The sequence below is a fragment of the Candidatus Poriferisodalis sp. genome (assembly GCF_965208895.1).
Lineage (GTDB): Bacteria > Actinomycetota > Acidimicrobiia > Acidimicrobiales > Poriferisodalaceae > Poriferisodalis.
Window position 1 is genome coordinate 330,297 of record NZ_OZ242363.1, and the last position, 25,768, is coordinate 356,064.

A 25,768-nucleotide genomic window follows, 5' to 3' on the forward strand; every position below is an offset into this window, starting at 1 on the left:
ATAACAGGCCCGTGCGAGGTCGCGACGGTCCGTGAGTCGGCTTGGGTTGCGCTTGCCTGCTGTTCGGGGCACAGCTTCGAGGATTCGCAGATTGGCGAGCCTCTGCACCATCGCGACTCGTGGTTCCCGCTCTAGCTTTCCTGCATTCACGGGCTGTTCGGGCCACGGTTGCGCCATTCAGGGCGCAACCTCTTGACCGTTCGGGTCGGCTGCTCAGCCGGCGTCAACGAGATTGATGCGCATGCCGGCGAGCGCCACTTGGCTGTCATTCACGTAGCAGTCCGCTGCTCGTGCGGCGGTCAGCACTGCGTCACGGTCGACGGTTGTCATGTCGATGCCGCCGAGGCCCTCGCCGCGCCCGTCGGCCTCAGCCACAAATCGCAGCGTGGCGTTGTCGAGCTCGATCGTGGGGTGGCCGTCGGCATCAGCGCCGAGATCGATCTGGGCAATCTCGCTCCAGCGCTCGGCCAGCCGGTCAGGATCGGGGCTCTGCAGCTCGGCGGCAGCAATGCCGGTCACCCGGGCCGTGTTGACATAGGGCTCCCAGAACTTGCCCGCTGGCGTCCAGGGGCCGCCCACGGCATCGCCGTCCGGCCCGGTCATCTGGTCCATCTCGAAGAACGCACCGCCGGTGTCGACGGGGTGCAGCTGCATGCCCACATGGCCCTGGTCGGGATGATTCATATCGAAGGCGATGCGGATGCCCATCTCGTCGACATGAGCACGGCGGGCACCGACGTCGCTGACCTGCATGATGACCATGTAGCCGGTGTCGCCGCCCCGCCGCTGCTGGTACCGGCCGGCCGCAGTATCCGGTTCGATCGGCGTGACGCATTCGAGGAATTGGGTGCCTACCGGCCAGAGCAGGTTCTTGAGGCCGAAGATGCCGACGCCGGGGTCGGTGAAGCACGGCTCAACACCCAGAACGCTCTGGACGTCGGAAGCGGTGCGAGCCAAGTCGCCCGTGGTGACAGCAATCTGACGAAGTCGAATCCACATGCGCGCCACCATAGAAGCCAACGAGCGGGGGTGCTTGCAGGGCGCCGCGTCGCAAGCTCGCCGGGGGCCCGCCCTGTTGACCGGCGAGCAAACGTGGTTACCGAGGCGAGATGTCGAGGATCGGCCGCCCAAGGCGTGGAGCCCGTAGCGCACAGGCGTTGGTGCTGCCTCCCGCGACAGCGGAAACTACGTCCCTGAGGTGCCGCGGGGGCGTCTCGCTGCGGAGCGGACGGCCCGAGAAGGATCCGCCTGATCGGCCTATATCTGCGCAACGAGTTCAGGGTTCCGCAGCAATGCGGCCTCATGCGCCGACATCACAACAGCAGGCGTGAGAGGCAGGGTGTCGTCGGCTTCGTCATCCACGGTTCAGAGATTGCCACGCCAGCAGCCGAAACCGACGGCACATGCGGCACCGGCCCGGACGGCGTGTCACAGCCCCGCAGTAGGTTCGCCATCATGGATGAACTTCAACTATGGCTACAGCGACTGGACGACTACCTTCGCTGGCGCGGCGAGGTTGGTCGGGCCCCAGCAACGCTCGACACTGTCCGTAGTGTCCTGCGGCTTTGGATTCCATGGGCCTTGGAGCAAGGTATCGACCCAGGCAAATTCGACGACGAAGCGATTGATGCCTTTTGCAGTTCGAGAGATGGCATCAACTCGGAGACTCGGAGGTCGTATTCGGGACACGTCAGGCGGTGGCGAGAGAGATTGCCCGAATTCGAGCAAGCACAGAAGGGGCCACTCAGGCATTCAGTTGCTGGGTGGTGCGGGCCGGCAGCCAAGGTGAGGCTGTCGAGCACAATCTCCGCAACGATGTCGTGACCATCGGTTGGGTCGGCTGGGGCGATTGGAGCGAACTTGAGCGGTGCACGTCCAGAGATGAGGTCAATGCGTTCCTCGACGCGCGGTGTCCGGAAATGTCCGACAACGACCGCCGAAGCTCCCGAAGTCAGGTCGGGGCGTTCGTCGCTGACATTCAGGAAGGCGACCTCGTCGTGATGCCCATGAAGGGGGTGGATGGCACCCCGATCGCGATCGGCCGGGTCAACGGGCCTTTCGAGTTCGACCCGGCGCAGAGGGATGAAGTGCAGAAACGCCGACCGGTCACCTGGCTGAAGACCGAAATCCAGCGTGACGTCATCGGACCGGATCTACTGAGGTCGGTAGACAGCTCGGGGACTGTCTTCGGCCTGCGCGCGCACGATGCGGCGCGCCGTGTCCTCCATTTGGCAGAACACGGTACCGATCCGGGCCGCGGAGGCCCCGAGCCGCCGCCCGCCGATCCTGACCTCCTCGGGGATCGCCTCGATCGAGCGGCGCGTGAGCTGCTGTGTGGAGTGGAGCTCCTTCGCGAGATCGTGGAGCTGCTCAAGGACAAGGGGCAGGTGATCCTGTACGGGCCGCCTGGAACCGGCAAGACGTATTTCGCACGCCGATTGGCGTGGGCGCTAACGGATATCGCAGACGATGAGGAATACGAGGAAAATGGCCCGTACTCCTTGGTGCAATTTCACCCCGCGTACTCGTACGAGGACTTCTTCGAGGGGTACCGGCCCTCCGTCGGCGATGATGGCCAGATGACCTACCAGCTAACGCCAGGCCCGCTGGTTCGGCTGGCCGAGCGTGCCGCCGACCACCCAGATGAGCTTCACGTCATGGTCATCGACGAGATCAACCGGGCGAACCTGCCGCGAGTGTTGGGTGAACTGCTGTACCTGCTGGAGTATCGCGACGAGTGGACTCAGACGCAGTACCGAGCGGTCGACGGATTCGCGCTGCCGTCCAACCTGTGGATCATCGGCACCATGAACACCGCCGACCGGTCGATAGCGCTCATCGACGCGGCGATGCGTCGGCGGTTCCACTTCGTGCCCTTCTTCCCAGATCGTGAGCCGACGGCGGGACTGCTACGACGCTGGCATGAGCCTGACCAGGCGTGGATTGCCGATCTGCTCGACGGTGTCAACGGCCGGCTTCGCAGTGATCTCGGAGGTGACCACTTGCTGATCGGCCCGAGCCATTTCTTGAAGGACGACTTGGACAAGGACAGCGTGCGGCGAATCTGGGAATACAACATCGAGCCGCTGATCGAGGACCAGCTGTTCGGTCGTCAAGACGCCATCGACAGCTTCCGCTTCGATGCTGTTTGGAAACGGCATGGCCCCGGTGCCGATGCTCGAGAAGCGCCTGCGGAGCCCTCTGTGCTCCACGTTGATGACGATGACGGGCACACCGAGATCGACGAGGACGAGTCGGGTGGGAACGCGAGCGAGTAGCGGATGTCGGGAACCTCGCTCCGTGACGAACGGGAGGATTGCAGAAGAAGAAGTGCGTCACGGAAATAGGGATAAATACACCTACAAATATGGGGAAGCAATAGGCTACGATCTGCGCTATGAATGAAGTCGCAGGCACGTTGCCGGCGTACGACGGCTACATCGCTCGCATCGCGGACCGGACGCTGGCGGCCGATCTTGAGTCATGGCCGTCGGTGATGATCACCGGGCCGAGAGCAGTGGGCAAGACCACCACGGCGCTTCGTCACGCCGCTGCCGTGCTGCGCCTCGATCGCCCCGAAGATGCCAGCATCGTCCGCGACAATCCTGACGCGGCGATCTCCGTCGGACCGTTCCCGCTCTTGCTCGACGAGTGGCAGCACACGCCCGAAGTGCTCGGTGCCGTCAAGCGTGCCGCCGATGCGGACGGGCACCCCGGCCGTTACATCGTCACCGGCTCGGCGCGCAACGATCTCATCGCCGGTGCATGGCCGGGCACAGGCCGCTTTCTGGACATCCAGATGTGGCCGCTCACCGGCCGCGAGATATTCGGCGACGTGAGCCGCCCGTCGCTGTTCGACCGCTGGGACTCAGCCGACCGGTTCGAGGTGCCTGCCGATCCGCCAGATGTGCTGGGTTATCTGCGTCTTGCGCTGGCCGGAGGGTTTCCGGGCGCGCTGAAAGTGACCGACGACCGGCAACGCGAACGCTGGATGCGCAGCTTTGTCAACGTCACGACGACGCGAGACCTCGAGGAATTCGACGCCGAACGAGGACGACCGCGCAGCCCGAGCCGTTTTCGTCGCTACCTGCAGGCCTACGCGTTGCATTCAGCCGGCATTGTGCCCGACAGTGCCCTCATTGAGGCTGCCGACCTCGACCGCAAGACCGCGTCGGGATACCACGACATTCTCGACGCCCAGCGCCTGATCGTCGACATGCCCGCATGGCGATCCAACCGCCTGAGACGCCTCACATTGACGCCCAAGCGGTATCTCTGCGACTCCGGTCTGGCGGCTTGGCTGGCACAGGCCGACTTCGATTCCCTGCGGCGAGACCCTGATGTGCGCGGACGCTTGCTCGACACCTACGTGACAGCGCAATTGCGCGCGGAGGCGGAGTCGGCCGAGGTGCCGGTGCACCTGCATCACCTTCGCAGCCAGCGAGGAGAGCACGAAATCGATCTCATCGCCGAATTCGGGTTCCGTGTGGCCGCATTCGAGATCAAGTCCGCCAGCGCGCCGTCGGCGAAAGACGCCCGACACCTCATCTGGCTGCGAGACAACCTGCCTGCCGAGCGATTCGCGGGCGGCGTCGTGCTGCACACCGGCCGTCACCGCCGCTGGATCGACCGAGACATCGAAGCCGTGCCCATCGCCGCCCTCTGGGGCGCACGCCGAGCACCACAGGTCGACTGAATGGCGATCGTCGTTCAGCGAGGCATTCCGGCAGGTGGTCACCACTCGGCTACAGGCCGAGCAATGCGGTCTGCTGCTTCTCGTTGACTGCGACAGAATTGGGCTTCCATCGGAGTGCGAGGCTTGCGCATGCCGTGAACCATGGACGCACCAGAATGAGGTGCAGTGCCCAAGCAAATTGCACACTAGACGGTGAACAAAAGTGACATCAGCGAGCTGTTGAAATATACATCAGCAGGCTGAGGCAGCCGAGCGGGGCGGCACCTACGCCACGCTCGACGATCTGGCAGTCCTCGACGATCCCCAGTCGTTCTTGTTGATCGAGCCGCACCCGCACACGCCGGGCGCTCAAGATCAAGGCCTCTGCGTCGCCTGCACCGTCTCAGATGAGCAGCTTGGCGTGGCTGCGCGACCTCATGGACAGAGCCGAGCCGGGATCGTTCGCGGCGGGGGTGCTGCTGCACACCGGCCGCCACGCGCTCAAGCTGGGCGACCGCTTGTACCTGCTGCCCATCGATCAACTCTGGAACACACCAGAGACGGCGCCGAATGCCGCACCCGTGGCCGCCTGAACTCACAGCGCCCTCGACAGCCATTGTCCGGAGTGTTACGTGGCATCCGGAGAGCCTCGGAGACGGCGTCCTGCGAAGGGACGCCAGCCAGGCCGGGACACGCCGTGCAGGCATCGACGACAGCGCGCAGAGACGAGTCCGCATTCGCGTCATCAGCGGGAGACGTGTCGCGCCCCTCCTGTAGGTTCGCCGTCGTGGACGACAAGCAGTATTGGCAGCAGGTGAAGCGACCCAGCGTGCCCGGTCGCCCGCCAGAGAAGCCCACGGCCCATTGCGGCACGCTCCACTCGACGAGCAAGTGGGGTCCCCACTACTGCGCGTGCGGCTCGGTCGCCAAGTGCCACATCGAGCCGGACGCAGCTACCTACAAGGTGTGCCCCAGGACAAGCGAGGTTGTGTGGGTGGGACCGCCGATCCAGCGCAGCGATGGGAACAAAGTGGTGAACAGGGTGGTCAAGGCCACAGGGTCGCCCAGCTTCGAGGTCGGCGACGAGTTTCGTAGCGCGGACATCAGAAAGCAGAATCAACATGTCGCGGAGCATGGCGTCGACCCCGATCCCAGAGATGTCGAGTCGTCGTCTGACGATGCAGATGACCTCCGGAGTCGCTTGGAGAGCGCCGCACGCTCCCTGCTGTGCGACGTCAGCTTTCTTGAGGAAATCGTGGCATTGCTCAAGGACAAGGGGCAGGTGATTCTGTACGGGCCGCCTGGAACCGGCAAGACGTATTTCGCACGCCGATTGGCGTGGGCGCTCACGGATATCGCAGACGATGAGGACTACGGGGAAAATGGTCCGTACTCGTTGGTGCAGTTTCACCCGGCGTATTCGTATGAGGATTTCTTCGAGGGGTTCCGGCCGGCCGTCGACGATGACGGCAACATGACGTACCAGCTGACTTCGGGACCTCTTGTGAGGCTTGCCGAGCGCGCCGCGGAGAACCCGGACGAGCAGCATGTAATGGTGATCGACGAGATCAACCGTGCGAACTTGCCGCGGGTGTTGGGCGAATTGCTCTACCTGCTGGAGTATCGCAGCGAGTGGACTCAGACGCAGTACCGGCCGGTCGACGGATTTGTGCTGCCTTCCAACTTGTGGTTCATCGCAACGATGAACACGGCCGACCGGTCGATCGCGCTGATTGACGCCGCAATGCGTCGCCGGTTCCATTTTGTGCCGTTCTTCCCGAACCGCCCGCCGACGCAGGGTCTGCTTCGACGGTGGACGCAGCACAACGCGCCCGAGCAAGCGTGGGTGGCCGAGATGTTGGACAGAGTCAACAGCGAACTCGAACAAGCGCTCGGCGGCGACCACCTGCTGATCGGCCCGAGCCACTTCATGAAGCCCGGCCTGGACGTCGAGGGGCTACAGCGCATCTGGAAGTACAACATTGAGCCGCTGATCGAGGACCAGCTTTTCGGCCGTCAAGATGCCATCGACAGCTTCCGCTTCGATGCGGTCCGGACACGGCACGGCTCCGGGGCGACTTCTTCAGGTACTGAACGCGAACAGTCGGATGGGCCTGCTGGTGATGAAGTGCAACCGTCCAACGACGGCGACCGCGTTGACAGTCGGGACGGTGGATAGGTGTCGGACGTAGCAACCTCAACCGGCTCAACAGCCGCTGAGACGGCGACCGATGCCGGCGAGAACCAGCATGTCCTGCTTCACGAGTGGAGCACCGACCGCTTGCGTCTCGACGATGAAGTGGCTCGTCGACTTGGGGAGACACCGTGGGTGTCGGTGGCTACTGACCGGGAGCCTGGCTGGTGGAAGGCATCGACGCGGCAGTGGGTGGGTGCATTCACGCTGGACGATCTGCGCATCATCGTGCGGCCGAAGATCAAGCCTGAGAACTTGTTCTTTTTGCTGGAGGTGGGGTTGCCGCCTGAGGCGTGGCAGGCCGAGGCCATCGACTACGCCACCACCGACGAACTGCTGCCGGCGTTGGTGTCGTTCTTCGCTCGCACTGCCGAGACCACGTTGGCGCGTGGGTTGTTCCACCACTACCGGCACGAAGAGGATGACCTGCTCGCGCTGCGGGGTCGCATCGACTTCGTGCGCCAGTTCCGGCGGGGCGGAGTGCTGGTGCCGATGGCGTGCTCATGGGACGACTTCACCGCCGACGTCGACGAGAACCGCTGCCTGACCGCAGCAATCCAGCTTGCGCTGCGAGTGCCCGACGTGCCCCACGACGACCGGCGCCGGCTGCGGCGGCTGCTCGGCGCCCTCGACGGCGTGGCCGAACCCACGGCGCCGACGGCACTGGAGCGCCTCGATCGCATCCAATACACCCGGCTCAATGAGCACTACCGGCCGGCCTTGCAGCTAGCGCGGCTGATCTTGGCCAACTGCACGCTGCAGGACCAACACGGCGACACCGCCGCGTCGGCATTCATGGTGGACATGAATCAGCTATTCGAGCAGTTCGTCACTTCCCGACTACAGCGTGAACTTCGCGGACGGCTCGAGGTCGCGGCTCAATTGCGGCCGCATCTCGACATTGAGGAACGAGTACAGATCAGACCAGACCTCACCTTGCGCAGCCATGGCGAGACCGTCGGCGTCGCCGACCTCAAGTACAAGCTCACCGACAGCGACGCGAACGCAGCGGGCGCTGCCGCACCCCTCGCACGCCACGGCGACTACTACCAACTCCTGGCCTACACCACAGCACTGGGCCTGAGCGAAGGCACCCTTATCTACTGCGCTGACGTCAACCGAGACGAAGGCGTCGGCCGACGTGATGGTTTCCTCGGCCCGGATCGAACGGTCAGCAGCGCCACCGACACTGCTGGGGAGCAACGTTCGGCGGTGGAATTGGACGCGTCCACGATCACCGTGCAGCACCTCGGCACGAAGCTTCACACCGTCGCTATCGACCTGTCCGGCAGCTCCAGCGACATCGATGCCCAGATCACAGCCCTCGCGTGCCACCTCGCGAGATCGGCGAAACGCTCAGTCGCCTCTTGAGTTCGCACCGGGCGAGGCCGTGCGCATGTCCAGAGCCGTAGCCGCGGCGAGCTGACGAGCGTCGTAGCTCACGAGTCCAGCAAGGTCATCACCGATCTCCAGTGCGCAGGCGAGGTAGATGGCGTCAAGGGAACGAAGATGGCGGCCGGGCATTCGGCCCGCGGAATCCAGCACCGACGCCGTCAGATCGACCAAGTGCGTCTCGGCGAGCAGTCTTTCGCAGCGGTGTCGTGTTACTGCGTCATCGTGTGCAAATGCTCGTCGTGCCTCGGTGAGTAACAGCGCGCTCGACGCGAAGAGGCGCCGTCTCACCCAACCGCGCAATACAGCGGTTTCGGCTTCTGGCCTGATGAGCTTGACGAAGGCAGATGCGTCAAGAACCCAAACCTCACCGTTCATCTTGACGCAGCTCTGCGAGTCGCTTGCTCCCCGCCAGCGTCCCCGACGGGGCCGCGGGCAACGGAGGCAGTTCCTCTAGCGCCGCTGCCAGGCCCCGCACACCGCACTGGACGAGTCCACGATCGACGAGTCGTCCCAATGGATCGTCGTCGCCCGGCAACGGTCCGAGCAGAGCGAGAGGCTCGCCGTACCGCGTGATCTCGAACGACTCACCCTCTCCGGCCCGGCTGAGCAACTCACCGGTATTGTGCAGCAACTGGCTGACGTTGATCCGCTCCATGAGGGAAACAGTAGCGATAGATGCGCGGGTGCAGTCCTGCGATTATCGAAACCTCAAGCCGAGTCTGCAAGGGCGAGCATGGTCATGAGCAGCGTGCGCCCGACGGCGGCGGGCGGTGGCGGTCGAGGAGGCTGTTGAGTTCGGCGCCGGCGAGCAGGCCCATCGCCAGCAGGTACAGCCACAGCAGCAGGCTGAGCGCTCCGCCGAGCAGGCCGAATACGGCGTTGACGCCATTGGAAGCGAGCCGCAGGTATACGCCGAATCCGCCTGAGACGGCCAGCCACCACGCCGTCGCCAACAGTGCTCCTGGCACCTCCCGTCGCCATCTGAGCTTGTGAAGCGGCGCGATCCGGTACACCGTCGCCGCCCAAGCGACGACGGCCACGAATACGACTGGCCAGCGCAGCCAGTCCCACGCCGTGCTGAATGAGCGGCCCGCGCCCAGCCGGTCTGCCAGCTCGGAGCCGCCGCCGAACAGCGGTCCGACGACCAGCATTGTCGCCACCACGACGGCAACCACCAGCGTCAACAGGGTCAGGGCAAAGCCCACGAGCCGGGTCGACAGCCAACTGCGAGCGCCGTGATGGCCGCGTGTCACGTTCAAGGCACGGACGACGGCGATGAAGCCGCGCGAAGACGCATACGCAGCCACCGCCACGCCGACGGTGATGACCCGTGCGTCGGAACGGTCGAACAGATCGGCCACGGTGGCGTCGAGCGTGTTCTGATCACCGAACGTGTTGCTGATCTGTTGAAGCAGCCAAGCCTCGGTATCGGCGGCTGCGCTTTGGCCGATGAGGACATCGAGCGAGCCCAGCGCCGCCGCGAAGACTATGACCGCCGGGAACAGCCCCAGTAGGGCAAAGAAGGCGATCTCCGCTGACAGCCCGCCGATGCGCTTGGCCGCCCAATCCTGGCGGGTCTCGTTGATGATGTTCAAGACGTTGCGTGTCAGCGAGCGGGGCGGCGTGGTGTCTCCGGCTGCGTCTGCTGTCGCGTTGGGCGGCGTGGTGTCTTCGGCTGCGTTTGCCATCGCGTTGGACGGTGCGGTGTCTTCGGCTGCAGATTCGGTCGTGCGATGTCGCGCTTCGCCCCGGGCTGAACCCTCCGTCGCGTGGCCCTTGTTACTCAGGGTGAGTCAGCCTTCACAAGCCCGGCGGCCCGGGCGACGAGGCCGTTGCGGTCGATTTTCGCCGTCGAGGCCAGTGGGATTTCCTCGACAAACCAGACATGGCGAGGGTGTGCATAGGCGGGTCCGTTGGCCAGCGCGTACTGCTTTACCTCGTCGACCGTCAGCGTGCGGCCGGGTTCGACACGCACAAAGGCCGCCGGGAGCTGTCCCTTCAGCTCGTCGGGCACCGGGACGACCACGGCTTGGTGCACCGCAGGGTGCTTCTCGAGCATCTGCTCGACGGCGTCGGGGTAGATGTTCTCGCCGGCGCACACGAACATGTCGTCGACGCGGCCGACGAAATAATAGAAGCCGTCGGTGTCACGGGTCATCAGATCGCCCGTGTGGTACCAGCCGTCGGTCAGCCGTTCGGACGTGACCTCGGGCAGGTTGTGATAGCCGGTCATGACACCGGGGGAGCGCACCCACAGCTCGCCGGCATCGCTGTCGGTGCCCGTGTTCGGGTCGACCAACCGCAACTCGACCTTGGGGTGCTGGTGGCCGACGGAGATCTTGGGCCGCGGCTTGCCCTCGGGATGAGGGCCGAACTCAAGCACGGCCTCGGTGGTGCCATAACCGTTGGAGACGACTGCCCCCGGGAGCAGCCGCTGCACGTCGTCGAACAGGGCCTCAGTCAGCGGGGCCGAGCCGATGAATGCGCGCTGCACCGAGGACAAGTCGGGCACCTCCTGGCCGGCGGCAACCCGGGAGGCGATCTCGGCGGTGACAAGGGCGAACATCGTCGGTACGCCTGAGCACATCGTGACGTTGTGATCTGCGATGGCATCGATGTACCCCGAGGCGGTGAAGCCCGGTAGGAGAACTACGGTGCCGCCGTTTGCGAACGCCAGCTTGGACGACATGGAAGCGTTCTTGTGGTAAAGCGGGGCGGAGACGAGCATGACCTCGCCCGGCATCGCAGCGCCGTACTCGAGCACCGTGAAGGTGACGTTGCGATGGGTCAGCAGGACGCCCTTGGGCCGGCCCGTCGAGCCCGAGGTGTAGATCTGCACGGCGATGTCGTCGTCGTGGACATCGGCTGCGGTGCTCAACGGCTGATGAGCCGTCACGGCATCCCATTCGGGGGTGCCGATGACGATGTGCGGCATGCCCGGGGGCACCAGCGAAGCGTGCTCCGCATCGGAGATGACCAGTTGAACATCGGCGTCGTCGAGGATGTACGCCTGGGTCTCGGCGGGAAGCCGAGTGTTGAGCGGCACGAACACCAACCCGGCTGCCGGGGCGCCGAACATCACGTCGTAGTACTGGCCGCAGTTGGCAGCGAGCAGCCCGACCCTCGTGAACGGTGCCAGCCCCCGGGCGGCCAGGCCTGCCCCGCAGCGCAGCGCCCGGTCCCGGAGTTGGCCGGCCGTGACGTGCTCAGGCGGTGACGCCGACCGGTCGATGAGCACGACGGCATCATCGTGGGGCGCACGTTCAAGCAATTCGGCGACGTTCATCGCCATCGCAGGCTACGACGGCGAGCTGTTGGTGACAGCGAGCTGTTGGTTGTTCGCGGCGTCGTGCTGCTGGCTGTTTGAGGTGGCCAGCCGCTAGCTGCCTACGACAGCTCGGATGCGGGTTCGGTTTCAGCTTCGGCGAGTGTGTCGGCAGCGATTGTGCTGTTGGGTGCAGACTCGACTTCGACGAGCGTGTCGAAGAAAGCCGCAGTTCCGACGTTGGCGTCGGGGTCGCCGCGTGTGGCGTTGGTGAGCACGTTGACGGTTCGCCCGGCCGCATCGCCGGCCCACCAACCGAACGGCACGGCGACGAGTCCCCGTTGCAATCGGTCGGTGATGGTCGCTTCGACGAACAGCTCGCCCCGGTCGTTGAACACACGAACACGGTCGTCTTCGGCGATGCCGCGAGCTTCCGCGTCGTCGGAGCTGATCTCTAAGCGCGGTCGGGGCGGGTTCGGCAGGTGATGGGCAAATCCGCCGTAGAAACTGTTGAGGAACCGCTGGTGCTGCTTCGGGCTCATAAGCGACAGGGGATAGCGCCTGGCCAGCGCAGCGTCACCGCTCGGCGACTCCATGGCCGGCTGGTACCGAAGCGCGCCGAGTTGCAGAGGACCCAGATGTCGGAACGGTGCTGCGGCGTCGAGCGTTGCGCGGGGGGCAGCGTCACCGTTGTCGCCGGACGCGCTGGTGTTATCGGGCGCACCGGCCGCATCGGACAGCGGCCGGGGTGCAAGCGGCACCTCTCGCTCGGTCAATGCAGACCAGCCGGGTGGCACGGCCAGTCGTGCCCAGCCCTCGCGCTCCAGCCTCTCGTAGGTGATGCCGTCGAGCCACGGGTGGCCGCTCGCCAGCAGGTCTCGTGCCACCCGTTCATCGCTGTCGGCGAGGCCGGGGCCATCAAGCTCCAGCGCGCCAGCGAGCCGGCGGAAGATCTCGTTGTTGGGCAGGCACTCGCCGACGGGGTCGATGGCGGGCAGGTTCAGCGACACATACAGGTGACCCCACGCATTCATCAGGTCGAGATGCTCGATCGCGGTGGTGGTCGGCAGCACGATGTCGGCGTAGCGGGCAGTGTCGGTCATGAACTGCTCGATCACCACGGTGAACAGGTCATCGCGTTCGAGCCCGGCGATCACCCGGTTCTGGTCGGGTGCCACGACCGCCGGATTGCAGCCGTAGTTCACCAGCACGGTCACCGGCGGGTTCAAGCCGGCGTCAACTAGCACCTCGCCGAGCGCGGACGCATTCACGACACGCTGCGGGCCCGCCGGCGGGGCAAGATCGGCCAGCGCCGTATCGAAGAACACCTGCGTCGACCGCATGTAGCCGACACCCGCCACTGCGGCCAACGCAGCCACAGACCGGTGGATGTCACGCCCGTGCTCGCGATGCTCCATGCCGATCAACGCACGCAGCACGGCCGGTTGCTCGTGCGCGATGCGGTGTGCCAGGCGAACGATGTCTGCCTCATCGAGGCCGGTGACGGCGGCCGCTTCGCCGAGGCTCAGCGAACGAGCCTCACTGCGCAGCTCCGGCCAGCCGCCGGCGCTGGCGGCCAGGCGCTCCTCGTCGATGAGACGCTCACGGTCGAGCACCCCGATCAGCCCGAGCACCAAGGCCACATCGGTGCCCGGACGCGGCTGAACATGCCAATCGGCCCGCTGCGCTGTCATCGTGCCCACGGGATCGACCACGATCACCGTCGCCCCGCTGTTGCGAGCGGTCTCGATGTAGGGCCACATGTGGCGGTTGGTGAGCAGCGTGTTGGTGCCCCACAGCACGATGGTGCGGGCGCCGGCGATCTCTTCGGGATCGGCACCGAGCGGCAGCCCCAGCACATCGGCGGCGCCATACCAGGCGGTGACGCCACAGAAGTGCCGGTTGAGCCTCGTGGCCCCCAGCGCGGCAAAGAAGCGCTCGGCCAGGACGCCCCGCTGCACGAGCCCTTGGGTGCCGTCCGACGAGTAGGGCAGCACCGTCTCGCCGCCATGGCGGGCGACGGCGGTGCTGATCCGCTCAGCGATCTCGGCGATCGCAGCGTCCCAACTAATCGGCTCAAAACGCCCTGCACCCTTGGAACCGCTTCGCCGCAGCGGCCGCAGCAGCCGGTCGGGGTGATACACCCGGTCGAGGAACGGGTTCACCTTCGGGCAGAGCTGTCCGTCGGTGAACGGATGGGCGGGATCGCCCCGCAGGTTCACGGCCACGCCGCCACGGACAGTGACCTCCCAGGCGCACGTATCGGGGCAATCGTGGTGGCACGCTCCGCGCACGACGGTCTCGGCGGCGCTCATCCGAGGACGTCCCTGGGCCACGAGATTCGGTGTGGCGCTCCGCGGTGGCCGCAGATGTCGGCGGCGCTCATCCGAGGACGTCCCTGGGCAGCAGCGAGTGCATCACCCCTAGCATGGCGTATCGAAGCCGGGGCGCCCTCATCGGATTCCGGGCGCAGCCGGCACGAGGCGAACTGCCCATGGCACAGACGACATTCTCGGCGATGCCAGTCGCCGCGCCACCCCTTGGCGAGCCGGCGCGCCTGTTCAGCGGACCATTCCTGATCCTCAACATCAGCGCCCTGTTCTCGGCGATCTCGTTCTCCTCGATGCTGCCGCTCACGGCGTTGCTGGTGACCAAGCAGACAGGTGGCGGCGATGTGGCGGTCGGCTTTGCCATCGGCGTGTTCGCCATCACGGCGATCGCAGCCCGGCCGCTCATCGGGCGTCTTGGCGACGAGCGCGGCCGCCGCTTGCTGATCGTCATCGGCGGCTTCACTACGGCAGCGACGTTCTTTGGGCACATCTGGGCCGACACCTACGTCGTGATCCTGATCATGCGCATGCTGACCGGGGCGTTCCAGGGAATGTTCTTCGTCGGCAGCGCGGCGATGATCAGCGATCTCGCTCCGGAGGATCGCCGGGGCGAAGCCATCAGCTGGTTCTCGGTGTTCCTCTACTTCGGCATGGGCCTGGGACCGGGACTGGGAACGATGATCGAGGAGTGGGGCGACTCCTCGTTCGCATTCGGGGGTTTCGATGCGGCATTCGCCCTCGCGGGAGTGCTGATGGCCCTGTCGGCCGTTATCGGCTGGTTTCTTCCACGGGACTCGCCGAGCGAACTGGTCCAGCCCTTCGCCGGGGGTCAAGCAAACAGGTCTGCGAGCGGCCAGGAGTACGGGGCCGCGAGTAACACGTCGCGTCTGGAGATGCGTAGCTCACGCGCCGCACACCCCTTGGTCTTCCAACTCGTCGGGGAAGGGGGGAACGCTGTTCAACCGTTCACGAGACTGAGCGAGCAGCTGTCGGCGGGTACTCAGGCGCCGACAGGTACTGAGCCGCCGCCGGGCAGCTCCAACGCCGGTGGGGTCTTCTACAAGCCGGCCCTGTGGCCCGGGACCATCCTTGCGATGGGGATCATCATCATCCCGGCGCTGTACGGCTACCTGCCCAAGCTGGCCGAGGAGCACGGTCTCGGTTGGCTCGGCCCAGTGTTCTTCGTCTACAGCATGCTGGTGCTGGTGCTCCGCATCATCGGGCGCAAGCTGCCCGACACCTTGGGCACGAAACGCACGGCCACGCTGGCGCTCATCGGCGCCGCAGCCGGCATGGTCGTGATGGGCACCTTCGTTTCGGTATTGGGGCTCTACATCGCAGTGGTCATCCTGGCCCTCGGCGGCTCACTGCTGTACCCGGCGCTCATGGTTGCAGCGGTCGAAGGCGTGCCGCCCAACGAGCGAGCCCGCGCGCTCAGCACATTCACGATGTTCTTCGAGCTCTCGGCAGGCATCGGCGGGCCGATTCTGGGCCTGTCGGCATGGCTCCTCGGCGCCACAGTCGGTGCCTTCTACGCAGCGGCGGCCTGCTCGCTGCTCGGCATAGTGCTGCTCGGCATCTGGCAGCGCGGCCTAGCCGCCACCCCCTAGCAAGCCCGACGACATGCGCATCGAGGACGCAGCCGAGGCCGAGCGGCAGAGGTCGATCGACCGCGCCTTGGTTGAGGGATACCGGCGGCAGCCGCCGACGGTCATCGAGGACACTGCAGCGGTCGACGCACTTCGCCGCAGCATCGCTGAAGAGCCTTGGTGACGGCACTCCTCGCAGCACCGCAAGCGCAGCGAGAGCGGGCGACCTGGCACCTGAGCACCCCCATGGTGACGCCCTGAGCAGGTTCTCGTATCCGTGCTGGCCTGCGGAAATTCGATTGCCTCTACTTTGGTGTACTCAGTAGTGTGAATGGCATGGCGCAACGCCGTTATCCGAAAGGTTCAGGCCGCGGTGGTCAGTTCGCGCCCGGGCCGCGCCGCCCGGCAAACCCAGCGACGGAAGCAGCTGCGAAGCAGGCGTCGGTGAGCGCCGCTGTCGCCGATCTCGACGACAGAAGCCCTTGCCGCACAGATACCGAAGAGGAGCACTGGCTCGCAATCCCAGACGAGGAGCGCGCGGCATTGCTCGCGGAAGCCAAGAAATACCTAGCTCACTTGCGCACAGAAGTCGGTGAACCCTCGGAAAAGCACCGGCGGCGGTCCGCAGCACTTGTGGAAAGCATCAAGCGGGCCCGAATTGCGCACTCTCGCCCATGAGTGTGCTGGTGCTCGATTCCGGCGCTGTGTCTCACCTTGCCCGCGGTGGCGAGCAGGCGCTGTCGGACTTCGAGGCACTCGTGGGGGAAGGCCTATGGCCACCAGTGATTCCGACCGTCGTGCTTGCGGAATGCCTCTCAGGACGACCGCAAGATGATGTCGTCGTTGAGATCCTGTTGAAGAGCTGTTCGGTCTTGGAAACGGTGACTCGTGAGACAGCCAAGCGAGCCGGCGAGTTGAGAAGACTGGCAGGACGCGGATCAGCAGTCGATGCCGTCGTCGTGGCTATGGCCGAACCTGCTGGCACGATTCTCACTGACGACTTGAAGGATTTGGCAGCATTGGCGCAGCAGTCGGATCGCGTGTCGGCATTGCCGATCAAATCGGGCAGAGGCCACAGGGCGAGGCGCTAACGGGCTCAGCTCGTGCCGAGCAGGATCATTGATGCGGCGTAGATGGCGAGCAGGGCGATGCCGTCGATGCGCCCGGCGCGCTTGCCGACGAGGGCGCCGAGGTAGGCCAGCAGGACCACGGCCATCATCGCCCCGATGCCCAAGCCGGTCAGCGACGGCGAATCGATGGCGCCGGCGCCCACCAAGCCCATCGCCCCACCCACGGCGAGGCTGTTGAACACGTTGGAGCCGAACAGGTTGCCCACGATCAGCTCGGCATGGCCTTTGCGGGCGGCGGCTACGACGGTCGCCAGCTCGGGAAGCGAGGTGCCCAACGCCACCACCGAGAACCCGATGAACCCGCCGCTGAGGCCCCAGGCTTCCGCGAGGTTGGTTGCGCCTTCGACCGCGAGCTGCGCTCCGACGAGGACGCCGAGGAGGCCCACCACTGCTCTGACGAGGCTTCCCAGCGGCCTCCCGGCGTCTTGAGCGAGGCCGGCGGGCCCTGCGTCGGCCACGGGGTCGTCGTGCGACGAGCGAATGAGCCAGACCAGCGTGAGGGCCATCAGCACCGCGAGCAGCCCGCCTTCGAGCCGGCTGAGGTCGCCGTCGATCACCAGCAAGGCGAAGATGGCAGCGGTCGCCACCGACCACGGAACGTCGCGCCGCAGCGCGGTGCGCGAGAACGGGATCGGCATCAGCAACGCGGCCACGCCGAGGCCCAGGCTGAGATTGGCCACGTTCGAGCCGACGATGTTGCCCACGCCGATATCGGGATTGCCGTCGATGGCCGCCAGCGACGACACGACCATCTCGGGGGCGGACGTCCCGAAGCCCAGGACCACTGCGCCGATCACGGCGGGCCGCATGCGCAGCGCCGTCGCCAGACGCGACGCACCGGCCACGAACTGATCCCCGGCCACCACCAGCAGGACCAGCCCCGCCAGCAGCGCCAGCAAGGCCCAGATCATCGCTGAGCAGTTCTCATCGAGCGTTGCCGGAGGCTGCTAGTGGTTGTGCCGCGGGGTGCCATGGGTGCGGGCGGTGTCGCGGTACTTGACTGCGGGGCGCAGCACCATGCCCTCGTCGAACTGCGAAACGATCGACCGCTGGATCTCCTGCCACGGGGTGTGCGACGGCGGCACGGGGTAGCCGCCGGCCGCGTCGAGATCAGCCCGGCGCTGGGCCAGCTCGTCGTCGTCCACCAGCATGTCGGCGCTGCCGCGCCGCAGGTCGATCCGCACACGATCTCCGGTGCGCAGCAATGCCAGGCCGCCTCCGACAGCGGCTTCGGGCGCAGCGTTCAGGATCGACGGCGAGCCTGACGTACCCGACTGGCGACCGTCGCCAATGCAGGGCAGCGAATGCACTCCGCGCACCAGCAACGCCGCAGGCGGCTGCATGTTGACCACCTCGGCACCGCCGGGATAGCCGACCGGACCAGTGCCGCGCACGAACAGCATGCAGTACTCGTCGATGTCGAGATCGGGGTTGTCGATGTTGGCCCGGTAGTCCTCCGGCCCGTCGAAGACGATGGCTCGCCCCTCGAACGCATCGGGATTGTCGGGATCTGACAGGTAGCGCTCGCGGAACTCGTCGGAGATGACGCTCGTTTTCATGATGGCGCTGTCGAACAGGTTGCCCGACAGGTTGATGAAGCCGGCATCGGCCAGCAGCGGCTCATCTGCAGCTCGGATCACATCGGCGTCTTTGATCTGCGCCCCGGCGCAGTTCTCGCCGATGCTGCGGCCGTTGGCGGTCAGCGCATCGGGGTGCGGCAGCAGCCCCGCACGCATCAGCTCGCCGACCACCGCGGGCACGCCACCGGCATGGTGGTAATCCTCGCCGAGATACTCCCCGGCCGGCATCAGATTCACCAGCAGCGGCACGGCGAAGCCATGCTTTTGCCAGTCGTCGTTGTCGAGCGGCACGCCGAGATGCGCCGCAATCGCATTCAGATGGATCGGTGCGTTGGTGGAACCGCCGATCGCGGAATTGACCACGATCGCGTTCTCGAACGCCTCGCGGGTCATGACATCGGAGGGTCGAAGGTCTTCGCGCACCATGTCCACAATGCGCAGGCCTGTTCGGTACGCCATCTGCGCCCGTTCCCTGTACGGGGCAGGAATGGCGGCAGAGCCTGGCAGCTGCATGCCCAGGGTTTCGGCCAGCGAGTTCATCGTGGTGGCGGTGCCCATCGTGGAGCAGTAGCCGACCGACGGGGCCGAAGAGGCCACCAGATCAATGAATCCGGTGTCGTCAATCTCGCCCGCTGCGTACATCTCGCGGGCCTTCCATACGACAGTGCCCGATCCTGTGCGGCGACCTTCGTGCCAGCCGTTCAGCATGGGTCCCACCGAGAGCGCGATAGCAGGCAGGTTGACGGTGGCGGCAGCCATGAGGCACGCCGGCGTCGTCTTGTCGCAGCCGATCGTGAGCACTACGCCATCGAGCGGGTACCCCTGCAGCACCTCGACGAGGCCCAAGTACGCCAGGTTGCGGTCGAGCGAAGCCGTGGGCCGCTTGCCGGTCTCTTGGATCGGATGCACGCCGAACTCGAAGGCAATGCCGCCGGCTTCGCGGATGCCTTCGCGCACCCGTTTGGCCAGCTCGAGATGGTGGCGGTTGCACGGCGAGAGGTCCGAACCGGTCTGGGCGATGCCGATGATCGGCTTGCCCGACTGAAGCTCCTCACGCGTCAAACCGAAGTTGGCGTATCGCTCCAGGTAGAGCGCCGACATGAGCGGGTCGCCCTCGATGTCGAACCAAGCCGCCGAACGCAGTCCGCCGCGTCCGATGCCGGGATCGGGACCGCCCGCGGGATGCATCGAACGGGGGTCAGTTGCATCTGAATCTGGTTCGGAAGCCACCGGGCCACACTACGCCGGAGCACGCAGCAGCGGTATTCCTGCGCCAGTCCCATGCCTTGTCGGTTCTCTGCGCAGTCGCGCCGGCCATGACGGCATTCCTGCGCAGGTTTCGGGCCACGACGGCCACGCAGGCCCAGAACTAGTGCCGCGTCAACAAACGTTTGCGTGGTTGCACCACCCAGCTCGGCCAGGCGCACTGGGAACTCCGGCGCAGCGTCGCACATCGAAGGTTCCCTGACACGGCACTAGTGTGAGATGCCTGTGCGACGAGGGGGTTTGCATGGATCCGAGTCCGGAAGTACTGCTGGATCTGCACCGGCGAATGGTGCGCATCCGTCACTTCGAAGAGGCCGCCGGCAAGCTCGCCGAGCAGAACCGGCTGCCCGGTTTCCTGCACCTGTACGTGGGGGAGGAAGCCGTCGCCGCGGGGTGTGCGCCAACCTCGACGACGACGACCAGATCAGCTCGACCCACCGGGGACACGGGCACCTCGTGGCCAAAGGCGGCGACTACGGCGGGATGATGGCTGAGCTGATGGGCAAGGCCACCGGCTACTGCGGGGGCAAGGGCGGCTCCATGCACATCTGCGACCTCGACCTCGGCATGCTCGGCGCCAACGGCATCGTGGGCGGCGGCGTGCCGATCGCGGTGGGTGCGGGGTTCGCTAACAAGTACCGGGGCAACGACCGGGTCTCGGTGGTGTTCTTCGGCGACGGTGCCTCGAACATCGGCGCATTTCACGAAGCGGCCAACATGGCAGCCGCTCTGTCGCTGCCAGTGCTGTTCGTCTGCGAGAACAACGAGTACGGCGAGTTCACGCCGCGTGATCGCACGATGGCCATCACCGACGTGGTCGACCGTGCCGCCGGTTACGGCATGCCCGGCGCAATCGTCGACGGCATGGATGCGGTTGCCGTGTGGGAAGCAGCCAACGAGGCCGTGGGCCGGGCCCGCCGGGGCGAAGGCCCCTCGTTCATCGAGGCCAAGACCTACCGCTTCTACAACCACCACGGCGTGCAGACGCTCGGCATGAAATACCGCAGCGACGACGAGCTCGAGCAGTGGAAACAGCGAGACCCGATCGAGCTGTTCGAGGATCGGCTCGCCGCAGCCGGCGTGCTCGACGCCAGCGGCGCCCAGGCAGTACACGCCGCAGCCGAGGCCGACATCGAGGCGGCCATCGCGTTCGCCGAAGAGAGCCCGCTGCCCGACCCCGACAGCCTGCTCGTCGATGTCTACACCCAGCCCGCGTACTCAGGAGTTTCGTCATGACTCAGGCAACCGACCCCAACGGGCGCAGCATCGCCTACGGCGCCGCCTTCGCCGAGGGGCTCGCGCAGATGATGGACGACGACCCGGACGTCTTCGTGGCCGGCGAGGACGTCGGCCGGGCCGGGGGAGTGTTCGGCTCGTTCCGAGGGCTCAACGACCGCTTCGGCGACCTGCGGGTCGTCGACACGCCCATCAGCGAGCAGGCCATCGTGGGTCTCGGCACCGGGGCTGCGGTGAGCGGCCTGCGCCCAGTGGTCGACCTGATGTTCATGGACTTCATCCTCGTGGCCATGGACCAGATCGTGAACCAGGCGGCGAAGCTGAAGTACATGTTCGGCGGCAAAGCCACGCTCCCCATGACGATCACCACCAGTGCCGGTGCCGGGCTGTCCGCGGCGGCACAGCACAGCCAGAGCCTCGAGGCGATGCTGTGCCACATTCCCGGGCTGAAGGTGGTGATGCCGTCGAACCCGTATGACGCCAAGGGCCTGCTCATCTCGTGCATCCGCGACGACAACCCCACCGTGTTCATCAAGCACAAGCGGCTGCTGGGTCTCAAAGGCGGCGTGCCCGAAGATATGTACGAGGTGCCGTTGGGATCGGCGAACACCGTGCGATCCGGCGACGACATCACCGTGGTCACCTACGGCCGGATGGTGCACGAGGCGACCTCGGCTGCGACCGCGTTAGCCGCCGAAGGCGTCGAGTGCGACGTGATCGACCTGCGCACCCTGCAGCCGCTCGACATCGACACGGTGATCGCCTCGGCCCGCCGGACGAGCCGCGTCGCGGTGGTGCACGAAGCGGTCCGGTTCGGCGGCCTCGGCGGCGAGATTGCATCGCAGATCGCTGAGGAAGCCTTCGACTACCTCGATGCACCGATCGAACGTGTCGGCGCACCGTTCAGCCCGGTGCCGTTCAGCCCGGTACTCGAGAAGGAATGGGTGCCCAACGCCGACATGATCGGCGAGCGAATCCGAGCCCTCGCCGCCGCGTGAGGCGCGCAGCCGGCAGTCGGGCGGTCACGCGGGCTGAGTGGCTGACTGAGTGGCTGCCAACTCGATGACGCCGATGGAACGACCGCCCGGCAACGCAGTGGGCATCGTTGCCAACCCGCTTGCCGGCAAAGACCTCAGACGCCTGACCTCGGGCGCCACGCCGGTCTCGGACGCAGTCAAGATCGGCGCTATCCGGCGCGCCGTCGTGGGCGCAGTGGAGGGCGGGGCAAGCCGTGTGCTGATCAGCGGCGACCGGGCACGGCTGGGGGAGCGAGCGCTGGCAGGGCTGAGGCTGCCGCCGACTGGGGAGGGCTCCGGTAGCGCTGTGCCGCACGCCGAGGTGCTGGCGGCGCATGGCTGGCATACCGGCCGTGATTCACAACTGGCCGCCGCACAGTTCCGTGATCGAGGTGTGGGGGCGGTGATTGCGCTCGGCGGCGACGGCACTCAGCGCGATGTCGCCAAGGGCTGGCGAGATGTGCCGCTGGTACCGCTGGCGGTCGGCACCAACAACGTGTTCCCGCTCCAACTTGAGGCCACGGTCGCCGGCTTCGCCGCGGGAGCGGTGGCGAGCGGCTGGGCCGGCGTAGCCGAAGTCACATCGCAGGCGAAGATCATCGACGTCACGCTGGAGGCTGAGCCCGATGGCGAAGCTGTGGCCCGAGCGGCCCGTGAGCCCAATCGCATGAGAATTGGGGAACAAGAGCGGGAAGCAACTGGTGCGGCAGCGAGAAGCCTCGTTAGTTCGCGCATGCCCGTGGAGGGGAGCTCGCACGCCGATGTTGCGCTCGTGGACGTATGCCTGGTGCGGGGATCGTTCGTGGGCGCACGCGCCGTGTGGGAGTCGGCATCGGTGAGCGAGATCGTCGCTGCGATCGCCGAGCCGGACTCGGTGGGGCTGTCTGCCATCGCTGCGGCCGTGGCCCCAGTTCGACGACACGAGACCGGCGCGGCCCATGTGCGCCTGGGATGTACGCCGGGCTCGGGATCAGCACCGGGCGGCAGGCGAATCCGGGCAGCCGTGATGCCCGGCAGCTATTCCGACATCGACATTGCCCTGTGCGAGCGGCTCGCGTTCGGCCAGCCCGTCACGCTGCGCGGCCCCGGCGTGCTGGCCCTGGACGGGGAGCGAGAGATTGTGCTGGGCGCCGGCGAACGGGCAACGATCACCGTCAACCCCGACGGGCCGCATGTGATCGACGTGGGCGCAGCGGTTGCAGCGGCGCAGCGACGGCGCTACCCCTTCAGCCCTGCGCCCGCAGGACGAGGGGACTTCGATGGCCGTTGAGTTTGCGATGCCGAAGCTCGGTCTGACGATGGAGTCGGGCACGATCCTGCGTTGGCTGGTGCCCGACCGCGCCGAGGTCACCGCAGGGCAGTCGGTGCTGCTGGTGGAAACCGACAAGGTCGAGACCGAGATCGAGTCTTCGGGCAGCGGCGTGCTGGCCCAGACCGGCGAGGTAGGCGAGGAGTATCTCTGCGGCGTGAGGATCGGCTGGTTGCTGGAGGCCGGCGAGGAACCGCCGGCCAGTGACACTGCGCCGGCTGGCCCGCCGGCTGCTGCTCCGGTGCAGGCCGGCGGAGTTCCGGCACACCCAGGCTCCGCCCAACCTGCTGCCACCCCGGCTGGGCAAGGCTCCCCCCGACCTGCTGCCGCGCCGGTGCGCGCTCCGGGCGAGCGCATCCTGGCGTCGCCGGCGGCCAAGCGATTGGCCCGCGAGCTCGGCGTCGAGTTGGCAGCAGTCGCAGGGTCAGGACCCAAGGGCCGCATCACCGAGCGAGATGTTCGGGCCGCGAGCGAAGCACCGCAGGCAGCCGATCCGGCAACCGTCGGGGGATCCACGGAGCCCGGGCCAGGAGTATCGGCATCGTCGCCGGCAGCGGGGTCGCCGACGCATGGGCCGGATGGGTCGGTGCAGCCGCCGGCAACGCTCGCTGCGCGGCAGCTTGCCGACCTGCTCGGCGCCGACCTGCGTGGTGTGCAAGCCAGCGCTGCCGATGGACGCATCTCACGAGCCGATGTAGCCGCCTATGTCAGAACGCTCCTGTCCGGACTGAGTGCCGGTGCTCTCACCCCTTCGGGGCGGGCCGCGGAGTCTGCGGGCGAAACGTCCAGAAAATCCGCGGCGCCCGACCCGGCACCGCCTTTGACCCAGACGCCGTCAGAGCAGATCCCGCTGCGCGGCATGCGGGGCGTGATCGCGGAGCGCATGAGCGCGTCCCTGCGCTCGATGGCCCAGCTCACGCTCACGATGGATGTCGACATGAGTGCCGTCGTGGCGGAACGCAAAGCGCTCGCCAAAGCTGCCCGCAGTGGCGACGCCGATGGCCGTGACGATGCCAACGGTGGTGGCGCCGACAACCGTGGCGTTACCGGCGAACCTGAAACCGGCGCAGCATCAACAAGTGGAGTGGTCCCCGGCTACACCGACTTCGTGGTTGCTGCGGCGACGGCGGCGTTGGGCGAGCATCCACGGGTGAATTCCCAAGTCACCGACGACGCGGTTGCGCTCTTGCCACACATACATGTCGGGCTTGCCGTCGCACTCGACGACGGCCTGCTCGTGCCAGTCGTCCGCCATGCCGACCGCCTCAGCCTCGACGAGATTGCGGCGGAGACCACGCGACTCGCCACCGGGGCCCGCGACGGCACGCTGGGCTACGACGACTACCAGGGCGCCACATTCACGGTGACCGCCTTGGGCATGTTCGGCGTGGACGCCTTCACGCCGATCATCAATGCGCCGAACACGGCGATCTTGGGCGTCGGCCGCATCCGCGAAGACACCGTCTGGTCAGATGGCAACCCGGCAGCCCGCCCGACGCTCACGCTCTCGCTGACCTGGGACCACCGGGCCTTCGACGGCGCTCCCGCAGCCCGGTTCGCCGGAGCAATCCGCGACTGGCTCGAATCGCGCTAGCCCGCGCCGCTCAGACGTCTGCGTAGCTGCGCTTGGCGACCTCTTCGAGCATGACCTCGGTGGCGCCGCCGCCGATCGGCAGGATGCGGGCATCGCGGCACATCCGCTCGATCGTCGACTCGCGCATGTAGCCCATGCCTCCGTGGAACTGCATGCAGTCGTACATGACGCGGTTGACGACCTCGGCCCCGAAGGCCTTCACACCCGACATCTCCTTGGTGGCGTCGATGCCCTGCTCAGCCAGCCATGCGGCGTGGTACATCGAGGCCCGCACCGCGTCTACCTGCGCCTGGTTCATCGCCATGCGTTGACGGATCGCGCCCAAGTCGTACAACGAGCTGCCGAACGCCTTGCGCTGCTGGGTGTAGGCGTTGGTCAGGTCGATCGCGACCTGAGCTGCACCGATGCCCATTCCCACTATCACCATCCGCTCGTTCTGGAAGTTCGCCATGGCGGCGTAGAAGCCACGGTGCACCTCGCCGAGCAGATGATCGCCGGGAAGCCACACGTCGTTCAGCACCAGCTCGGCAGTATCCGAGCAGCGCCAGCCGTGCTTGTCGAGCTTGCGGGCCACTTCGAAGCCCTCGGCCGCTGTCGGCACCAGGAACATGGAGATCCCGTAGCGGTCATCGGGATTGGTGCGCGCTGCCAGCGCGATCACATCGCCGTACACGGCACCGGTGATGAAGGTCTTGGTGCCGTTGAGACGCCAGCCGTCGCCGTCGGGCACCGCGGTGGTGCGCAGCCCCGCCACGTCGGAACCTGCGTCGGGCTCGGTCACCCCGATGCACATCATGGTGTCGCCCGACTGGATCGACGGCAGCCAATGCTCGAGCTGTTCTTCGGAGCCTGCATTGAGCAGGTGCGGCAGTGCCATGTCGGTGTGCACCAAGATGTTCGCCTCGAAGCCAGCGAACGTCGAGGTGCCGAGCGCTTCGGCAAAGGTCGCCGAAGCGAGCGGGCCGAGCCCGAGACCGCCCCACCGCTCGGGGACGCGCAGCGAGAACATCCCCAGCTCGCCCATGCGCTTGTAGATCTCACGCGGGACCTGCCCGGTTTCCTCCCACGCATCGCCGACTGGTGTGACCTCATTGGCCACGAACGCGACCGTCTGTTCGTAGATCGCCTCCAGCTCATCGCTCATGTAGATGTTGCGATTGACGGTCATGCTCACTCACTGCCTCCGAGA

Annotated in this window: 20 protein-coding genes and 1 pseudogene; 12 read left to right on the forward strand and 9 right to left on the reverse strand. The window is 66.3% G+C overall.

Going from position 1 to position 25,768, the window contains the following annotated elements:
- Nucleotides 1-213: 213 nt before the first annotated feature.
- Entirely contained in the window at nucleotides 214-999 is a 786-nt protein-coding gene (locus ACOGJB_RS01560; RefSeq protein WP_419839082.1) for a VOC family protein, read from the reverse strand.
- Between the two features lie 920 nt (nucleotides 1,000-1,919).
- Between ACOGJB_RS01560 and ACOGJB_RS01565 the strand changes: the two genes are divergently transcribed.
- From ACOGJB_RS01565 to ACOGJB_RS01585, 5 genes are all read left to right on the forward strand, one after another.
- On the forward strand, nucleotides 1,920-3,278 hold the full coding sequence (locus ACOGJB_RS01565; protein WP_419839083.1) for an AAA family ATPase: 1,359 nt from the start codon (nucleotides 1,920-1,922) through the stop codon (nucleotides 3,276-3,278).
- Between the two features lie 119 nt (nucleotides 3,279-3,397).
- Nucleotides 3,398-4,696 (forward strand): ATP-binding protein, encoded by a 1,299-nt coding sequence (locus ACOGJB_RS01570; RefSeq protein WP_419839084.1) that lies wholly within the window; start codon nucleotides 3,398-3,400, stop codon nucleotides 4,694-4,696.
- Between the two features lie 386 nt (nucleotides 4,697-5,082).
- Complete coding sequence (locus ACOGJB_RS01575) at nucleotides 5,083-5,268, forward strand: hypothetical protein (RefSeq protein ID WP_419839085.1); 186 nt, start codon at nucleotides 5,083-5,085, stop codon at nucleotides 5,266-5,268.
- Between the two features lie 194 nt (nucleotides 5,269-5,462).
- Nucleotides 5,463-6,854: an McrB family protein gene (locus tag ACOGJB_RS01580; protein WP_419839086.1), complete on the forward strand. Its 1,392-nt coding sequence runs from the start codon at nucleotides 5,463-5,465 to the stop codon at nucleotides 6,852-6,854.
- Nucleotides 6,855-8,240, forward strand: coding sequence for an McrC family protein (locus tag ACOGJB_RS01585; RefSeq protein ID WP_419839087.1), 1,386 nt, complete (start codon nucleotides 6,855-6,857; stop codon nucleotides 8,238-8,240).
- On the opposite strand, the gene ACOGJB_RS01590 is transcribed toward ACOGJB_RS01585, so the two are convergent.
- From ACOGJB_RS01590 to ACOGJB_RS01610, 5 genes are all read right to left on the reverse strand, one after another.
- A complete protein-coding gene (locus tag ACOGJB_RS01590) occupies nucleotides 8,226-8,639 on the reverse strand; it encodes a type II toxin-antitoxin system VapC family toxin (RefSeq protein ID WP_419839088.1) in 414 nt (137 codons plus the stop codon). The two genes, ACOGJB_RS01585 and ACOGJB_RS01590, sit on opposite strands and share 15 nt — an antisense overlap.
- The gene (locus ACOGJB_RS01595) at nucleotides 8,629-8,919 is read right to left on the reverse strand and encodes a type II toxin-antitoxin system Phd/YefM family antitoxin (RefSeq protein ID WP_419839089.1); all 291 of its coding nucleotides are present in this window, start codon (nucleotides 8,917-8,919) and stop codon (nucleotides 8,629-8,631) included. The genes ACOGJB_RS01590 and ACOGJB_RS01595 overlap by 11 nt, the downstream gene beginning before the upstream one ends.
- A gap of 82 nt (nucleotides 8,920-9,001) precedes the next feature.
- Nucleotides 9,002-9,952 carry a YihY/virulence factor BrkB family protein gene (locus ACOGJB_RS01600; RefSeq protein ID WP_419839090.1) on the reverse strand — a complete coding sequence of 317 codons (951 nt, stop codon included), beginning with the start codon at nucleotides 9,950-9,952 and terminating at the stop codon, nucleotides 9,002-9,004.
- Nucleotides 9,953-10,047: 95 nt separating this feature from the next.
- A complete protein-coding gene (locus tag ACOGJB_RS01605; protein ID WP_419839091.1) occupies nucleotides 10,048-11,556 on the reverse strand; it encodes a class I adenylate-forming enzyme family protein in 1,509 nt (502 codons plus the stop codon).
- Nucleotides 11,557-11,651: 95 nt separating this feature from the next.
- Nucleotides 11,652-13,844: a molybdopterin-containing oxidoreductase family protein gene (locus tag ACOGJB_RS01610; protein ID WP_419839092.1), complete on the reverse strand. Its 2,193-nt coding sequence runs from the start codon at nucleotides 13,842-13,844 to the stop codon at nucleotides 11,652-11,654.
- Nucleotides 13,845-14,023: 179 nt separating this feature from the next.
- On the opposite strand from ACOGJB_RS01610, the gene ACOGJB_RS01615 reads away from it, so the two are divergent.
- The 3 genes from ACOGJB_RS01615 (at nucleotide 14,024) to ACOGJB_RS01625 (ending at nucleotide 16,539) form a co-directional block, all read left to right on the forward strand.
- Entirely contained in the window at nucleotides 14,024-15,469 is a 1,446-nt protein-coding gene (locus ACOGJB_RS01615) for an MFS transporter (protein ID WP_419839093.1), read from the forward strand.
- Nucleotides 15,470-15,482: 13 nt separating this feature from the next.
- Entirely contained in the window at nucleotides 15,483-15,632 is a 150-nt protein-coding gene (locus ACOGJB_RS01620; RefSeq protein ID WP_419839094.1) for a hypothetical protein, read from the forward strand.
- Nucleotides 15,633-16,122: 490 nt separating this feature from the next.
- The gene (locus ACOGJB_RS01625; protein ID WP_419839095.1) at nucleotides 16,123-16,539 is read left to right on the forward strand and encodes a hypothetical protein; all 417 of its coding nucleotides are present in this window, start codon (nucleotides 16,123-16,125) and stop codon (nucleotides 16,537-16,539) included.
- Nucleotides 16,540-16,544: 5 nt separating this feature from the next.
- Here ACOGJB_RS01625 and ACOGJB_RS01630 read toward each other — a convergent pair whose 3' ends face one another.
- Both ACOGJB_RS01630 and ACOGJB_RS01635 read right to left on the reverse strand, forming a co-directional pair.
- Nucleotides 16,545-17,489 carry a calcium/sodium antiporter gene (locus tag ACOGJB_RS01630; RefSeq protein WP_419839096.1) on the reverse strand — a complete coding sequence of 315 codons (945 nt, stop codon included), beginning with the start codon at nucleotides 17,487-17,489 and terminating at the stop codon, nucleotides 16,545-16,547.
- 36 nt (nucleotides 17,490-17,525) lie between these two features.
- A complete protein-coding gene (locus tag ACOGJB_RS01635) occupies nucleotides 17,526-19,346 on the reverse strand; it encodes an IlvD/Edd family dehydratase (protein ID WP_419840655.1) in 1,821 nt (606 codons plus the stop codon).
- A 322-nt stretch (nucleotides 19,347-19,668) separates the two neighbouring features.
- Here ACOGJB_RS01635 and ACOGJB_RS01640 point away from each other — a divergent pair.
- The 4 genes and pseudogenes from ACOGJB_RS01640 (at nucleotide 19,669) to ACOGJB_RS01655 (ending at nucleotide 24,579) form a co-directional block, all read left to right on the forward strand.
- Nucleotides 19,669-20,660: pseudogene (locus ACOGJB_RS01640) on the forward strand (thiamine pyrophosphate-dependent dehydrogenase E1 component subunit alpha).
- A complete protein-coding gene (locus ACOGJB_RS01645) occupies nucleotides 20,657-21,658 on the forward strand; it encodes an alpha-ketoacid dehydrogenase subunit beta (protein WP_419839097.1) in 1,002 nt (333 codons plus the stop codon). Before ACOGJB_RS01640 ends, ACOGJB_RS01645 begins: the two are co-directional and overlap by 4 nt.
- Before the next feature lie 49 nt (nucleotides 21,659-21,707).
- Complete coding sequence (locus ACOGJB_RS01650) at nucleotides 21,708-22,946, forward strand: NAD(+)/NADH kinase (protein WP_419839098.1); 1,239 nt, start codon at nucleotides 21,708-21,710, stop codon at nucleotides 22,944-22,946.
- The gene (locus ACOGJB_RS01655) at nucleotides 22,936-24,579 is read left to right on the forward strand and encodes a 2-oxo acid dehydrogenase subunit E2 (protein WP_419839099.1); all 1,644 of its coding nucleotides are present in this window, start codon (nucleotides 22,936-22,938) and stop codon (nucleotides 24,577-24,579) included. Before ACOGJB_RS01650 ends, ACOGJB_RS01655 begins: the two co-directional genes overlap by 11 nt.
- Before the next feature lie 10 nt (nucleotides 24,580-24,589).
- On the opposite strand, the gene ACOGJB_RS01660 is transcribed toward ACOGJB_RS01655, so the two are convergent.
- Nucleotides 24,590-25,747, reverse strand: coding sequence for an acyl-CoA dehydrogenase family protein (locus ACOGJB_RS01660; protein ID WP_419839100.1), 1,158 nt, complete (start codon nucleotides 25,745-25,747; stop codon nucleotides 24,590-24,592).
- Nucleotides 25,748-25,768 lie beyond the last annotated feature (21 nt).